We start from the raw sequence: 13,585 nt of genomic DNA on the forward strand, positions 1-13,585 counted from the left end.
ATTTCGGGCCAGACCAAGGCGCGACGAGGGCGCGGTGCAGGCACCGTAACCGAGGAGCAACGCAGGGCTGGCTCGAAAGACACCGGCTCTCCCTTCCCCGCGCTTCAGCGCCTCTTCCCCACATCACCTCCCCTCCATTCTAACAGTGAATTCTGGAGGTTGGTATGAGGCGGGGGACCGGTCGCGGAGATCCGCTCAGTCCACCACCAAAATCGCGACCGCTGCCGCATAGACTTCGGTGTGGGTCAGGCTAATCTCGACCCGCTGGACCCGGCGCTTCTCGACCAGCTTGAGCCCCTCGCCGGAAAAGCGCACGAGCGGTTTCCCGCGAGCATCGTGCTCGATTTCCATATCCCGCCAGCCCAACTCCTCTCCGATGCCCGTGCCAAAGGCCTTGGAGATGGCCTCTTTGGCCGCGAAGCGGGCGGCATAGCGGATCGCAGGCCGCGGGATGGCCTCGCAATAATGTTGTTCCCCTTCCGTGAAAATGCGGTTCCGAAAACGCTTGCCAGATCGCTCGAGCAGTTTCTCAATCCGTTCCACCTCCACAAGATCGATCCCCGAACCGGCGATCTCGAGGTTCATGGCAGTTGCAGCTCCGCCATGGGACCGACCGACTCCGCGGGATAGGAATCCATGGCGTGGCGCATGTCCGCGACGGCCTGCCGCAACCCCACAAACACCGCCCGACTGATGATGCTGTGGCCAATATTCAGCTCAGCCAAATGCGGGACCACAAAGATTTCGTAGATGTTGCGGTAGTTGATGCCATGCCCCGCGTTCACTTGGAGGCCGGCGTCTTCGCCCGCGTGCGCGGCCTCCCGGAGCTTTTCCAGCTCCCACTCAAAGACCTCTCCTTCCGCATTCGAAAACGCACCGGTGTGGAGCTCGATCATGCGGGCTCCCGTGGTGGCCGCCGCCAGCACTTGGTCCATATCGGGATCGATGAACAGGCTCACCAAAATACCCGCGTCTTGCAGGCGACGAACGGCCTCAGCTGTCTCCTGGAGGTGGGTCTTGACGTCGAGCCCTCCTTCCGTGGTGATCTCTTGGCGCGACTCGGGCACCAAACAGACGAAGTCGGGCTTGAGCTCCAAGGCATAGTCCATCATCTGAGCGGTCAGGCCCATTTCCAGATTGAGTTGGGTGCGGATTCGTTCTCGCAAACGACGCCCATCCTCTGGCTGCATATGCCGATGATCGCCACGCACGTGAATCGTGAGGGAATCGGCCCCGCCCGCCTCCGCTTCCAAAGCAGCCGCCACCACATCTGGCTCCGTGTTACGCGAATAGGAAAGGGCCGCGTAGCGCGCCTGACGGAGGGTGGCGACGTGATCGATGTTCACGCCGAGTCGAAGCCGTGCACTCATCTCCCAGCATGGGACCAAGGCCCAGGACATTCAAGAGGATTGCCAAAAAGGAGAAAGCCTCCCATCACGGAAGGCTTTCTTGTGACGAGAAGGGTCATACCAACCTCCAGAATTCACTGGTAGAATGGAGGGAAGGTGGTGTCTTTCGAGCCAGCCCTGGGTTGCTCCTCGGTTACGTTGCCTGCACCGCGCCCTCGTCGCGCCTCGGTCTGGCCCGAAATCCACTCGGCCATTCTACCAGCCAATTCTGCAGCTTGGTATGAGGGCCTGGCGTGGCCTGGCTACTCCGTCATGACCTTCTCCGCCTCTTCGGAAGCTTCTTCGATTTCTTCTTCCCCCGAACTGCCGAGCTGTTTCATCTCTTCTCCCAGTTGCTCTAGGCCCTCCTCCACTTCGGTTTTCAGCTCGCCGGCTTCTTTTTGGATCGCCTCGGCCAGCTCCCCCGAGGCGGCCTTGACCTCTTCCAATTTTTCTCCTGCCTCCTCAGCCAGTTCGCCCATGGCTTGGGAGGCTTCGGCCGCCATTTCCTTGGACTCTTCCACCATGACCTCCGCGTTCTTTTCGATGTCTTCGGCCGCCGCCTCCGCGGCTTCTCCGGCTTCGTCTTGGGTCTTTTGTGAACAGGCTACCAGTCCCAGGAAGAGCGTGGTTACGAGAGCGAATTTGAGGGTGGCTTGATGGATCATAGGTAGGGAGAAGATAGTTTGCGTTTGGTAGATAACGCCAATTCGAAGGAGCGGTCTTTTTCGAGAAGACTCGTCCTGAGCGGCTTTCATTAGGAGAGCGTCTTGGCCGGGTGCGCTCCTCTACTTTTCTTTGGAGGCCGCCATCCAGAAGCCCTGGAAAGGACTCGCTTGGTAGCGGCCGTCTTGGAACTCCATGCGCGAGCCCAAGAGCATATTACGAATGTCTCCGGCGGCCCCATGGAGCCGCTCGCGAACCCAGGTTTCGTCGATGGGATAAGGCTCGCTCGAAAAGTTGAAGAGGCAGAGGATCCGTTCTTGGCGATCCAGGCTTTCTCGAAGGAAGGCCAGGATTTGCCGATCGGTCTCCAAAACAATCTGGCGCGCATCCGGATGGAAGGCCGGGTGAGACCCTCGGCGCGTCAGGAGGCTCACCAGCACGTTGAGAATGACGGAGTGGTCATTGTCGGTCTGGTCGAGAAGCTCGCCCAGCTCCGACTTGTTCCACCGCTTCCGGTTGATGTCGCGACGCTCCCCAGCGGCCGCTCCTTCTTGGTCATTGTGGGTGCCCACGAAGCTGTGGAAATAGAGGGCCGGCACTCCCTTGAGAGACATGGCGACCGTCTGGGAGCAGAGGAAACGGGCTACCCCCTTACGGCTGTCCTGCGAATCATCGAGGGCATCCCGGTAGGTGATGTTCAGTTCATAGGGCCGCTCGCCTCCGCCTTCGATACTGCGCATGCCGACCAGCCCGCCACGTTCCCGCGTCTGGGTGACCAACCAATCGATCTCCTCGTCCGGCACCAGCCCTTGAAGAGGGCGCACCCCGATCCCGTCGTGAGAAGCGGTGAAATTGAGATACGTGCACTTGGCGGGCGTTTCTCCCAGGCCAGCCAGCCAATCTCCGAAGACCCGGGTGTCCTCCTTCAAGAGCGCGTGCAGCAGCAAGGGAGGGAGACTGAAGTTGTAAACCATGTGGGCCTCATCTCCTCGCCCGAAGTAGGAAATGTTTTCCTGATGGGGCACGTTCGTCTCCGTCAGAATGATGACCTCGGGCGCCACCGTTTGCAGCACATCCCGGATTAACTTGATGACCTCATGCGTCTGCGGGAGGTGGATGCACTCGGTTCCCGGCTCTTTCCAGAGAAAGGCCACCGCGTCCAAGCGCACGATGCGGGCCCCTTTCGCAATGTAGAAAAGGAGAATGTCTAGGAATTCAAAAAGCACGTCCGGGCAGGCCCAGTTGAGGTCGATCTGGTCGTCGCTAAACGTCGTCCAAACCTTCGTCTCGCTATCGACCCGTTTGATCGGTGTCAACAGGGGCCAAGGGCGTGGACGAACCACCTTGCTGATGTCCCAATCCTCTCCCGGTTCGATGAAAAAATCGGCCCCGGGCAGGACCCCATTGATGAAGTCCTTGAAGTAAGCGCTTTTGCGGGAGCAGTGATTCAGGACGAGGTCGAACATCAGCTCGTAGTCCTGGCCGAGGGTCTGCACGTCCCTCCAAGTGCCATGCTCCGGGGCGACTTCTCGGTAATCAATGACCGAAAAACCCCCGTCCGAAGAAGCCGGGCAGAAAGGGAGAAGGTGAACGGTGTTGATGGCGCCTCGCAGCCGCCGGTCACAGAACTCCTTCAGACTCACGAGAGGCCGCTCCCCTTTTTTCTGCACCATATCGGCGTAGGTGATGAGCACGGCGTCCCGCTCATCCCACAGCTCTTTGGGGTTGTTGTTGGGATCCGCCACCACCCCGTAACGCCCGATCATGGCGTAGAGACGATCGGCCAACTGATCGACCCTCTCAGGACCATAGAGCCGGGCGAGGCGTCGGCGCATGCGTTGGAAAGTAGAGCGGCGGACGAGTTTGAGCATGGCGGCTGGTAGGTTACAGGCTGTCCATGACGCTGCGGAGGCGATTTCGAAGCGCGTTGTAGCCGTAGTAGCGGCAGGCCAATTGGTAGTTGGTTTCCGTCATCCGCTCGCGGGCTTCCCGGTGAGTCAGGATGTAGCGGACATGGTCGGCCGCCTTTCGGGTGACGTAGCCGTCCATCACGACCAAATCGAAACCCTTGGGTTCAATGTCTTGCACGAAGATGGCGTAGCGGTTGATGAGGACCGGCTTGCGGAAATAAAAGGCCTCCAAGAGCGCGTTCCCGAAGCCCTCGTAAATGCTGGGATAGGTCACCAGGTCCGCATGGGGGTAAAGGTCCCACAGGGTATACATCTTTCGTCCCTGGCCATCGAGTTGCCGACGTTCGCTGATCCGATCGGCCACGATCCGCATATCGATCCCGCTCTCCCTCGCCAGGTCCACCAGCTCGTTCTGGTATTGCAGCCCCTCATCCCCGGCGTCGTGGCTAATGATGAGCTTGCAGCGGGGGTCCCCCATGAGGGCCACCAGCTTGATGGCGTGCTCGATGCCTTTGCGGGGGACGATGCGGGTTGGCTGCAGGATGAAAATGTCCTCCTCAGCCAGACCGATTTCCCGCCGGAAGTCAGCGTTGTAGTCATCGATTCCCGGCGGGTCTTCCTCAAAGGCGAAGACGTTGGGCACCAGGACGGAACTGGTGCCCTTGCGCAAAGCCAATTGCTCTTGCGCTGCCTGGTTGATGACAGTGTGCCGCATGTTGGGGAGGGTCGAAGGAAAGCACATGTCGAGGTAATCCCGGACAGCATTCACGCTGAAACGCGTCCGCTCCCAATAGAAATCGTGGTGATGGCAAACAGTGGGCAGCGAGGTCTCCGCCAGGAACTGCGTCAGCGCCACCCCGAGGGGAACGTGCATCGGAATGGTGAGGGCATTTTCGACCACGATGATATCGATCTCAAAAGTCCGCACGAAGCGCCGCAGGGTCGTTTCAATATACCAGGCCAGCTCTTGGATGCGATCGGTCACCATGCCGGAGCGCTGGGTCACGCCCCAGATGTGCTCGTTGATCCAAAGATTTTCGGGGTGGCCGAAAAAAGCCTCCGGCACGCACATGCTGATGTCACGAGCCCGATCGCTCCGGCCGCTATACCAAAAATTCTGGTGGCCATCCTCTCCAAAAACCCGAGCCCACTTGTCGGCCTCCAGCGAGACGCCGTCCGTGCCCGCAAAACGAGTTGAAATGAATCCAATGTTCTTCGCCACAGCCTGAAAAGGGTTGGGTGAAAACCCCTTGGTGGAGCAAGTTTGCGAGACAGCTTCTTCCGTTGCAAGCGTGGAATTCTCTGGAAGCGCCTTTTTCAGTCGTCAAGGCTGGGAAACCGTGGCCATATGGAGGCAGCCATGGACCCCGACGCGATCGCCCGCCATCTCTCCGAAATCCTCTCCCATCTCCCCGCCACCCAACAGCAAGTCCGTGGCATCAAGGAAATTCTCTTGGCGAACCTCGTGATGATTGCCGAAAAACCGGCTCCCACCTTTGAAGAGAGGGATCGCCTGAATTTCGTGGCCCAACGCTTCACTGAGAGTCACCTGCAAAACATCTCGATCGATGAAGCAGGCAATGCCCAAGGCATCATCCCAGGCTCGGAGAGTGAGGACTTCCTGCTCCTCATGGCCCACGCCGATGTTCCGGCGGTCCCCGGCGAGGCTCCGACCGCCCTCCAAGTGGTGCCCGATCGGATCAGCGGGCCCGGAGTGGCCGACAACAGCCTCGGCCTGGCCGCCATCACCACCTTCCCGGAAATCCTCAAGATCCTCAACATCCAGCTCAAGTCGAATCTCGTGCTCCTCGGCGCCTCCAAAAGCCTCGGGGAGGGAGATCTCCGAGGAATCAATTTCTTCTTGGACAATTTCAAATACCCCATCAAAGCCGGCCTCTGCGTGGAGGGAGTCCACCTGGGTCGGCTAAGCTACTCCTGTCTGGGCGTGGTTCGGGGGGAAATCGAATGCCAGCTACCCGAAAGTCGCCTCGAGTGGAATGACTCCTCCAACGCCATCGTGGTCCTGCACGACATCATCCAGCGCATTCTCGCCATCCCCGTGCCCAGCCACCCGCGGACTGAAATCATCCTCGGCTCCATCCGCTCTGGGAACACCTACAACCGGGCCCCGAAATCCGGCAGCGTCCGTTTTGAGGTCCGCAGTGAACAGGTCGGGATGGCCCGCTCCATCCGCTACCGGATCGCCGAAATCGCGGAAGAAGTGGCCGCGCGCTCGCACTGCGAAGTCGACGTTCGCCTGATCGCCCGTCGCCGTCCCGGTGGCATCCCCTTCTCCCATCCGCTCGTCCAAGCGAGCCGCGCCATCCTCGAATCGCTCGAAGTGAAACCCCGCGTCAGCCCCAGCATGGGCGACCTCTCTGCCCTCATCTCCCGGCAAATTCCCGGCGTCACCCTCGGCATCACCCAAGGGGAGAACTTGCACGAAGCCCAGGAGGACATCTTGATCGAACCCATCTTTACCGGCCTAGCCCAGCTCATCGGGATCTTGCAGGCCATCGATGCGGGAGTCATCGACCCTACCCTGGCCGACAAGGAAAGCGATCCGCTGGCTGAAATCAACGACACTCTCTGACCTCGCCCTCCTTTGACCCCTCGGCCCCCCATTTCATGAACATCGACGACTGGCTCAGCCAAAACACCTTTCACCACGAGGCCTTCTGGGACCTTATGGCGCTCATCCGCAAAAAAGAAGAGGCTGGACTGAAAATCTCCCTCTGCATTCCCACACTCAACGAAGAAAAGACCATCGGGAAAGAGATCGTCATCTTCAAAAGCGAACTCATGGACCGCTACCCGCTCATCGATGAGCTGGCTGTGATCGACTCCGGCTCGACCGACAAGACCCGCGAAGTGGCGGCTGGCTTCGGAGCCGACGTCTACCTCTCGGCCGACATCCTACCGGAGCAAGGCTTCAAACGAGGCAAGGGGGAGAACCTCTGGAAGGCCATCCATCAGCTCGAAGGGGACATCATCTGTTACGTCGACGCCGACATCGCCAACATCCACCCACGCTTCGTCTACGGGCTGGTCGGGCCCCTCTTGGAGAATCCTGACATGCACTACGTGAAGGCCTTCTATGAACGCCCGCTCACCTTCAGCACGGGCACCCGTCCCAGCGGCGGCGGCAGGGTCACGGAAATCCTGGTGCGCCCGCTCTTCAGTCTCTTTTATCCCGAACTGACCGCCATCGTCCAACCGCTCAGTGGCGAGTATGCCGTGCGGCGCGAAGTCCTCCAAGAAATCCCCTTCCCCATCGGCTACGGCGTAGAAACCAGCCACATCCTGGACGTCTTCCAAAAGTGGGGTCTGGGGGCCTTCGGGCAAACGGATCTCGACCAACGCGTGCACCGCAACCAAACGACCCGCGCCCTCGGCAAAATGAGCTTTGGCATCCTCCAAAGTTTCCTCAACCGGGCGACCGCCCACGGGAAAATCGGCGACCTCTGCCAACTCCAGAGCATCTACCGCGCCTTCCAAGTCACCGACAACCAACACGAACAGCTCCTCACCGAAATCATCGAAGAAGAGCGCCCCCCCATGGTCACCGTTCAGAACTACCGGAAGAAATTCGGAATCGAGAAAGCGGAATGAAGGATAGGACACTCCGCCTTCCAAAATCCAAAATCCGCAATCGGCGATGAACATCGCCCTCGTCCACTACCACTTCCGCCGCGGCGGCGTCACCCGAGTCGTCGAAAACGCCGCCGCCAGTCTTCCCGACGATATCCAACTCCTCGCCCTCTCCGGCGACCCCGAGCACAGCGCCGCAGGCCTACCCAACGTCCACATCGAAGGCCTCGGCTACCGCAAGCGGGGCGAACCCGGCCCCAGCGGAGAAGCCCTCGCACACTCCTTGCTGGAGGCAGCCGAAGCGCATTTCGGAAGCGCGCCTGACCTGTGGCACATCCACAACCACTCCCTTGGCAAAAACCACGTCTTCGTCGAAACCCTACAAACGCTTGCCTCCAACGGCCAGCAACTCCTCCTCCAACCCCACGACTTCGCCGAAGACGGCCGCCCCGCCAACTACGCCAACATCGACCAGCGCGAACACCTCTACCCGATTGGCCCCCCCATCCGCTACGCCTTCATCAACGGGCGCGACCGCCATCGCTTAGTCGCCGCCGGACTCCCCGAAGACAGCGCCCACCTCATAGGCAACCCCGTCGCCTTCAACGCCAGCCTCCCCGAGACCCCACCACCCGGCGAGGCGAAGCTCATCGTCTACCCCACCCGAGGCATCCGCCGCAAGAACCTTGGCGAACTCCTCCTCCTCTCCGCCCTCGCCCCACCGGGCTACCACTTCGTCACCACCCTCGGCCCCGACAACTCCGACTGGCAACCTCTCCACGACGAATGGATCGCCTTCGCCAGGGAGCAGCAGCTCCCGGTCACCTTCGCCGTCGCCAACCGACTCTCCCCGCAGGACCTCGGCGGCCCCGCCGCTAGCGGGACCGACTTCCTGACCTGGCTCGCCTGCGCGCACCGCATCGTCACCACCAGCATCGCCGAAGGCTTCGGCCTCGCCTACCTCGAGCCCGCCCTCGTTGGCAAAGCCCTCCTCGGACGCGACCTCCCAGAAATCACTCAAGACTTCACCACCAACGGCTACCAACTCCCCCAGACCTACCAAAAACTCTGGGCCCCCTCCCTCTGGGTCGACGAAAACGACCTCACCCAGACCCTCAACCAGCGACTCTCCTCCACCTACCAAGCCTACGGTCAAAAGCTCACCACTCAAGCCTACAGCCAAACCCTTCAAAGCCTCTACCAAGGCGGACACCTCGACTTCGGCCGACTCGAAGAACCTCACCAACGCCAACTCATCGTCCAAGCCCGCCAACACGCCGCGGACTTCCTCGTAGAAACCTCCACCGGCCGAGAACCCCTCCAAGACTGGCTAGCCCAAGCCCTGACCGCTAAAACCGACCTCCACCAAAACCGCCAAGTAGTCGAGACCCACTACTCCCTCAAAGCCTACGGCCAAAAACTAGCCACCCTCTACCGAATCAGCCCAACCAAAATCGCCTCCAGCGCCCTAAACCCCACCCAAGTCCTAGCCCAGTTCCTAAAACCCGAAAGCTACCAGCCGCTGCTAGGCACCGGGTAGGGCGAATCGTCCCCGATGAGCCGCCAGAGGGCCACTCCGCAGCCAAAGAATGCCCCGAAAGACCGACCCAGCCACCACCACCGTCAGGCCTTTCACGATGAAGCCCAACAACCTCCCCCAAAGAAAAAAGCTCCCCCACGAAATCCCTTCATGGGTCCAACCCGGCTCCGCCTACTTCCTCACCATCAACGCCACCCCACGAGGCCAAACCCAACTGACGGAGTCAGAGAAAAGCCACCAAGTCTTCCAATCCGCCACCCACCATCAAGAAGCAGGCAAATGGCACCTCCACCTCCTGCTGCTCATGCCGGACCACCTCCACGCCATCGCCACCTTTCACGAGGACATCTCTATCACCAACTTCATCCGAAGTTGGAAAGGCTATCTCGCCAAAACGGCAGGCATCCAATGGCAAACCGGCTTCTTCGATCACCGACTTCGCAGCGATGCTTCCTTCTTGGAAAAAGCCGAATACATCCGTCAGAACCCTGTAAGGGCTGGACTCGTCGAAAGTTCAGAAGACTGGCCACACCTCTTCCAAGGGTAGGGCGAATCCTCCGGATGAGCCGCCGAGGGCAAACTCACCACCCCAGGACACGCTACAAGGCCTGTCGGCACTGGACCATCTGTCCCCAATCAACGAGCCCACAAGCTAAAGCCGACATCCTCCTCACGGCTCATCGAGGACGATTCGCCCTACCCTCACACTCCTTTTCCCCTCCCCTCCTTGGTTTTCAGCTCAGCCTGAATCCGAAGGCTTTCTTCCTCCATTTTCATGACGGCTTGGTCCATTTCAAATGCTCTACCTGCTCATCAAGCGGCGTGCCTGCGATGCCATTGGTGTAATTGCTCATGACCTTCACGGCCAGGCCGAGGACGACTTCGAGGGCCTGCTGCGGTCCGTAACCAGCGGCGAAGAAGGCATCGGTGGCTTCTTTGGGCGGATGGCCTCGGTGTTCGATCAGCGCGCGAGAATAGACGGCCAGGGCGTTCAGTTTGGAGTCGGGGAGTTCGGTCCCCGCACGGAGGGCTGCGATATGGGCAGCCTCGAGCTTGGCCATCTTGGCGAGCAGCGTGTGCCAAGGGACGCAGTAGCTGCAGTTGTTCTCAAAGTTCGCGACGAGGTAGACAACCTGCTGTTCGGCGGGAGTGAGACTGGTTTGCTCAAAGAGATCCCACAGGGCCCAATAGCCTTTCAAGAGGGGCGGGGCGCTCGCCATGACCTTCTCCAAATTAGGAATCTTGCCGAGGCTCTGGGCGGAGTGCTGGAGGGTGGGAACCGCCTCTTCAGGAGCGTTCGTCTCCTCGTGGAGCGGGAAGCGTTCGTCGTGCTCCATGCTCACAGAAAGGTCAGACGTTTCGCCAGTTGCTCTTGGGAAACAGGATAGAACTCTTGTTCCCATTCCATGCGCTTTTGTTTCACGTAGATGTCCTTCATTTCGCCAAAAACCTCGTCCACCAGGGGATCTTCCTCGAAGGCATCAATGGCGTGGAGGAGCGTGCCAGGGAGACGATGGATGCCGTGCTCCTTCCATTCCGCGACGGAGCTTTGGTAAAGATTCTCGTTCATGGGCGGGCCCGGATCGAGTTCCTGCTCGATGCCCTCCAGCCCCGCCGCCATGTGCAGCGCCACCGCCAGGTAGGGATTGACGCTCATGTCGGGGGCCCGATTTTCCACACACCAGCGATTCGGGGGAACCCGCATCATGGCGGAGCGATTGTTGCGACCGTAGGTCACCAAAACCGGAGCCCAACTCACATCCAGCATCTCTCCTTGTGCGAGGAACCCCTGGTAGCTGTTGTAGGTGGGGGAGGTGACCGCGGTCAGGGCCGGGGCGTGCTGGAGCACGCCCGCCAGGAAGTGGTAACCAAGCTTGGAAAGGGGGATGCCATACCGCTCGATGAAGGGATTGCCGCTTTTCTCCGGGGCAAAGAGATTCTTTCCGCCTTCGCTCTCCGCGATGGACATATTGAAATGGCAGCCGCTGCGGAAGTCGTTGGCAAAGGGCTTGGGCATGAAGGTCGCCAAGCAACCCAACTGCTCGGCGAACTGCTTGGCCATCAAGCGGAAGAAGACCAGCCGATCCGACATGGTGAGCGCGTCCGCGTAGCTGAAATCAAACTCATATTGGCTGTGCCCACCCTCTTGGTCAAAGGAGTAGACCTCCCAGCCCAGGTCATTCATGGCTTTCACCATCCGCTCGAGATAACCCATGGAATTCATGGTCTGGGCCACGTCGTAGGCCGGGCAAATGCCTTGGAAGCGATCGCGACTCAAGGAGCGACGCTGGCCAGTTTCCTCCTCATACCGGAAGACATAAAATTCGGTCTCCATCCCCACCTGAAAGCGCAGGCCCCTTTCCGCGAAGCGCTCCACCTGGCGCTGGAGGAGATTTCGGCTGTCGTTAGGATAGGGCTTCCCATGGTAGAAGAGATGGCCGAAGAAATAGGCATAGCGCTTGTCCCAAGGGCACACGAGGGCCGAGTCCAGATCCGGCACCGCGGCACATTCATCTTCTTGCGGCCCAACCAAGCCCATCCCCTCCAGGGCCCCCACCGTGAAGAGCTCTGAGCCGGCTGCCATTTTTCCCAAGAAGGCCAGGGGGGTGGTTTTGGCTTTGGGCACGCCGTGGACGTCGACATAGGTCGAAAAGCAGTATTCGACACCCGCTGCCGCCAAATGACTCTCCAAATCCGAGACGAGTTTCGGGTCCACTTGGAAGTCTTCGGGAACGGCAAAAATGGGAGAATTCATGAGGGCCTTTCGATTAGAAGGGATCGCTGGAGCCGGCCCATTCCGAGGCCGGGAGGGGTGGGCTCTCGCTGCGCGCGCGGTCGACCAATTCAGCCAGCGCCTGGCCCATGAGGCCGAAGAGCCATTCGCCCTGCGCGGCGGTTCCCAGGCTGGGAGAGCCGGTCACTCCATTGAGGCTGGTCTGGGAAACGGGGTAGCTGAAGACCTTGTCCACCGTTCGGTCGGGGTCATCCTCGACCGCTTCCATGTGGACTGTCTGGGGCGAGAGGTAGAGCATGAGATCGGTCTCCGCCTTGTTTGCATGGAGGTCTTCGGCATCGCTCGTAAAGTAGTTCCAAATCTCCGGAGAGAGCTCGAAGGAATTGACCAGGGCGATTTGCAATTTCCCCAAGTGCCGCAGGCGGAGGCGATCGACCGCCACCCGGAGCGGAGCGTCGTTTCCAAAGTGGGAATTCACGAGCACCACTTGCCTCCAACCTGAGCCAACCGCCCAGGAAACCATCTCACACATTTCGGCGATCAAAGTCTCATGGCGGAGGGAAAAGGTGCCTGGCCATTTCAGAGTGTGCCCGGTCGAAACGCTGTAGGAAATAGCCGGCAGCACCGGGACGCCCGTCCGCCCCGAGGCAAAGGCGCACAAGCGCTCGGCGATGACGGTGTCGGTATTGATGGGCAAATGCGGACCATGCTGCTCGGTCGCCCCCACCGGAATCAAAAGACAGCCCACCTTTTCCAGCAAAATCTCCACCCGAGGCCAAGGCAGCGTTTCCAGGCGGACCACCCGGTCCAGGAACTCTATGTGCGCGGCAGAGGGCATGCGGGTCAGGGCAGCGGCTCACTCCACCTCGTCCCCCACGGGGGCCAAGCGCGGGATATTCAGCTTCTCGGTCTTCTCTCCGGGCGGGTGAATCAACTCGTGGACATGTTGTTTGGTGGCGGTGAATTCTTGGCTGAAGACGGACTGAGGGGAGCGGGGGCGATCGACTGAGACCTGGATGATTTCTTTGACCCGACCCGGGTGGGCTTCGAGCACCAGGATTCGATCCGCCAAGTAAACCGCCTCATCCAAATCGTGGGTGATGAACAAAATGGTGATGTCGATATTCCGCCAGATCTCCAAAAGATAGCCCTGCATTTGAGCCCGGGTCTGGGCATCGAGCGCTCCGAAAGGTTCGTCCATCAAGAGGATCTTGGGCTGATTGGCCAGGGCTCGGGCAATCGCCACTCGCTGTTTCATCCCTCCAGAAAGTTGGCTCGGGTAGGCGTTTTCAAACTTGGAGAGCCCCACCAAATTGATCCAATCGCGGGCCTCCCTTTCGGCCACCATCCTGCTGTGGCCGGTCCGCTCCAGGCCAAACATGACATTCTTTTTGACCGTCAACCACGGGAACAAGGTGTAACCCTGAAAGACCATCCCGCGATCCGGGCACGGGCCCAGGACCGGCTCTCCCTCCAGCAGGATTTCTCCGGTGCTCGGTTCCTCGAGGCCAGCTAAGGTGCGGATGAGAGTGGATTTTCCGCAACCAGACTGCCCGATGACACACATGAATTCTCGGCGATGGACCGTGAAGTCGATCTCGCGCAAGGCCTCCACCGGACCTCCCGAGCTGGGGTAGATCTTCCCCAAACCACAGACCTCCATCGCGGCTGGCCTCTCCTGCAAACGTCGAAATCGCTCGGCGGTCTCCGGGCTGAGCGGGCGATCTTGCAAGGCTGTCTGCGTGGGTGACATGGT

The 13,585-nt window shown here is 60.0% G+C and carries 13 protein-coding genes; 4 read left to right on the forward strand and 9 right to left on the reverse strand.

From position 1 onward, the window contains the following. Positions 1-195 precede the first annotated feature (195 nt). The 5 genes from acpS to AAF555_09545 form a co-directional block, all read right to left on the reverse strand. Positions 196-585 carry a holo-ACP synthase gene (gene acpS, locus AAF555_09525; protein ID MEM6911807.1) on the reverse strand — a complete coding sequence of 130 codons (390 nt, stop codon included), beginning with the start codon at positions 583-585 and terminating at the stop codon, positions 196-198. Beyond that, entirely contained in the window at positions 582-1,370 is a 789-nt protein-coding gene (locus AAF555_09530) for a pyridoxine 5'-phosphate synthase (protein MEM6911808.1), read from the reverse strand. The genes acpS and AAF555_09530 overlap by 4 nt, the downstream gene beginning before the upstream one ends. 281 nt (positions 1,371-1,651) lie before the next feature. Beyond that, positions 1,652-2,056, reverse strand: a complete 405-nt coding sequence (locus tag AAF555_09535; protein ID MEM6911809.1) for a hypothetical protein — start codon at positions 2,054-2,056, stop codon at positions 1,652-1,654. A 120-nt stretch (positions 2,057-2,176) separates the two neighbouring features. After that, positions 2,177-3,925, reverse strand: a complete 1,749-nt coding sequence (locus tag AAF555_09540; protein ID MEM6911810.1) for an alpha-amylase family glycosyl hydrolase — start codon at positions 3,923-3,925, stop codon at positions 2,177-2,179. Between the two features lie 13 nt (positions 3,926-3,938). Beyond that, entirely contained in the window at positions 3,939-5,186 is a 1,248-nt protein-coding gene (locus AAF555_09545; protein MEM6911811.1) for a glycosyltransferase family 4 protein, read from the reverse strand. 138 nt (positions 5,187-5,324) lie between these two features. On the opposite strand from AAF555_09545, the gene AAF555_09550 reads away from it, so the two are divergent. From AAF555_09550 to AAF555_09565, 4 genes are read left to right on the forward strand one after another with little or no spacing between them, the layout of a single operon-like run. Continuing rightward, on the forward strand, positions 5,325-6,557 hold the full coding sequence (locus AAF555_09550) for a M20/M25/M40 family metallo-hydrolase (GenBank protein MEM6911812.1): 1,233 nt from the start codon (positions 5,325-5,327) through the stop codon (positions 6,555-6,557). 35 nt (positions 6,558-6,592) lie between these two features. Next, entirely contained in the window at positions 6,593-7,576 is a 984-nt protein-coding gene (locus tag AAF555_09555) for a glucosyl-3-phosphoglycerate synthase (protein MEM6911813.1), read from the forward strand. 46 nt (positions 7,577-7,622) lie between these two features. Beyond that, a complete protein-coding gene (locus tag AAF555_09560) occupies positions 7,623-9,095 on the forward strand; it encodes a hypothetical protein (protein ID MEM6911814.1) in 1,473 nt (490 codons plus the stop codon). 49 nt (positions 9,096-9,144) lie between these two features. Continuing rightward, positions 9,145-9,642: a hypothetical protein gene (locus AAF555_09565; protein ID MEM6911815.1), complete on the forward strand. Its 498-nt coding sequence runs from the start codon at positions 9,145-9,147 to the stop codon at positions 9,640-9,642. Between the two features lie 226 nt (positions 9,643-9,868). Here AAF555_09565 and AAF555_09570 read toward each other — a convergent pair whose 3' ends face one another. Genes AAF555_09570 through AAF555_09585 form a run of 4 tightly spaced genes read right to left on the reverse strand, consistent with a single transcriptional unit; the run spans position 9,869 to position 13,582 of the window. Beyond that, complete coding sequence (locus tag AAF555_09570; GenBank protein ID MEM6911816.1) at positions 9,869-10,432, reverse strand: carboxymuconolactone decarboxylase family protein; 564 nt, start codon at positions 10,430-10,432, stop codon at positions 9,869-9,871. A gap of 2 nt (positions 10,433-10,434) precedes the next feature. Continuing rightward, on the reverse strand, positions 10,435-11,850 hold the full coding sequence (locus AAF555_09575) for a glutamine synthetase (protein MEM6911817.1): 1,416 nt from the start codon (positions 11,848-11,850) through the stop codon (positions 10,435-10,437). Between the two features lie 13 nt (positions 11,851-11,863). After that, positions 11,864-12,667, reverse strand: coding sequence for a creatininase family protein (locus AAF555_09580; protein ID MEM6911818.1), 804 nt, complete (start codon positions 12,665-12,667; stop codon positions 11,864-11,866). Between the two features lie 18 nt (positions 12,668-12,685). Further along, complete coding sequence (locus tag AAF555_09585; protein MEM6911819.1) at positions 12,686-13,582, reverse strand: ABC transporter ATP-binding protein; 897 nt, start codon at positions 13,580-13,582, stop codon at positions 12,686-12,688. Positions 13,583-13,585 lie beyond the last annotated feature (3 nt).

Source organism: Verrucomicrobiota bacterium, from assembly GCA_039027815.1.
Classification (GTDB): domain Bacteria; phylum Verrucomicrobiota; class Verrucomicrobiia; order Verrucomicrobiales; family JBCCJK01; genus JBCCJK01.

Bases quoted from the DNA above. Each gene is read 5' to 3' on its own strand.
- acpS (MEM6911807.1), bottom strand. From the start codon at position 585: ATGAACCTCGAGATCGCCGGTTCGGGGATCGATCTTGTGGAGGTGGAA.
- AAF555_09530 (MEM6911808.1), bottom strand. From the start codon at position 1,370: ATGAGTGCACGGCTTCGACTCGGCGTGAACATCGATCACGTCGCCACC.
- AAF555_09535 (MEM6911809.1), bottom strand. From the start codon at position 2,056: ATGATCCATCAAGCCACCCTCAAATTCGCTCTCGTAACCACGCTCTTC.
- AAF555_09540 (MEM6911810.1), bottom strand. From the start codon at position 3,925: ATGCTCAAACTCGTCCGCCGCTCTACTTTCCAACGCATGCGCCGACGC.
- AAF555_09550 (MEM6911812.1), top strand. From the start codon at position 5,325: ATGGACCCCGACGCGATCGCCCGCCATCTCTCCGAAATCCTCTCCCAT.
- AAF555_09555 (MEM6911813.1), top strand. From the start codon at position 6,593: ATGAACATCGACGACTGGCTCAGCCAAAACACCTTTCACCACGAGGCC.
- AAF555_09560 (MEM6911814.1), top strand. From the start codon at position 7,623: ATGAACATCGCCCTCGTCCACTACCACTTCCGCCGCGGCGGCGTCACC.
- AAF555_09565 (MEM6911815.1), top strand. From the start codon at position 9,145: ATGCCCCGAAAGACCGACCCAGCCACCACCACCGTCAGGCCTTTCACG.
- AAF555_09570 (MEM6911816.1), bottom strand. From the start codon at position 10,432: ATGGAGCACGACGAACGCTTCCCGCTCCACGAGGAGACGAACGCTCCT.
- AAF555_09575 (MEM6911817.1), bottom strand. From the start codon at position 11,850: ATGAATTCTCCCATTTTTGCCGTTCCCGAAGACTTCCAAGTGGACCCG.
- AAF555_09580 (MEM6911818.1), bottom strand. From the start codon at position 12,667: ATGCCCTCTGCCGCGCACATAGAGTTCCTGGACCGGGTGGTCCGCCTG.
- AAF555_09585 (MEM6911819.1), bottom strand. From the start codon at position 13,582: ATGTCACCCACGCAGACAGCCTTGCAAGATCGCCCGCTCAGCCCGGAG.